Source organism: Bowmanella yangjiangensis (assembly GCF_017255015.1).
Taxonomy (GTDB): Bacteria; Pseudomonadota; Gammaproteobacteria; order Enterobacterales; family Alteromonadaceae; genus Bowmanella; species Bowmanella yangjiangensis.
The window spans coordinates 1-530 of the sequence record NZ_JAFKCS010000525.1; the positions used below are offsets into that span (position 1 = coordinate 1).

Sequence of the window (530 nt, forward strand, 5' to 3'; positions counted from 1 at the left end):
CCAGGGCTGTTGACCACCCAGTCTCCCAGCACGCAGGTGAAGTGTTCCACCGCCGCGATCAGGCCGACGCGCTGGCGCAACCACCAGGTCTGCAGGCGCCGGCTCAGGCGGTTTTCTCCCAGGGGGTAGTCGCACAGCAGCTTGTCGAACAGCCAGTCGACCTTGCGTGTGAAGGGGCGCGGATCGATGCCGTGGCGGCGCAGGTAAGGGGTCAGCGCGCTGCCGTGGGCACGGGCGTGCTGCGCCTCCTGCAGCACGAACCCGCGCACGTCCTCGCGCAGCCCGGGGTCGCTGACCTGCGGCAGGGCCTTGTTGTACACCTTGCAGAACCAGAACTCGCCGGCCGGCAGCAACAGGTGCAGGCCGTTCATGATGTGCGAGGCCTCCGGCTCGTTCGGCACCCAGTGCAGGGGCGTGTCGCTGAAGTCGAAGCGCACCTTGCGCTGTTGCAGGGCGGGTTGCTTGCCTGGATTCATGGTTACGCTCGTTCCAGTTCGTTGACGTAATCGCGCAGCCAGCCGGCCAGCCTG

The 530-nt window shown here is 67.2% G+C and carries 1 protein-coding gene; it reads right to left on the reverse strand.

Going from position 1 to position 530, the window contains the following annotated elements; translation table 11 throughout:
* On the reverse strand, positions 1-476 hold a 476-nt coding region (locus tag J0A65_RS25470), incomplete at its 3' end, for a metal-dependent hydrolase (RefSeq protein WP_206597007.1).
* Between the last annotated feature and the right edge of the window lie 54 nt (positions 477-530).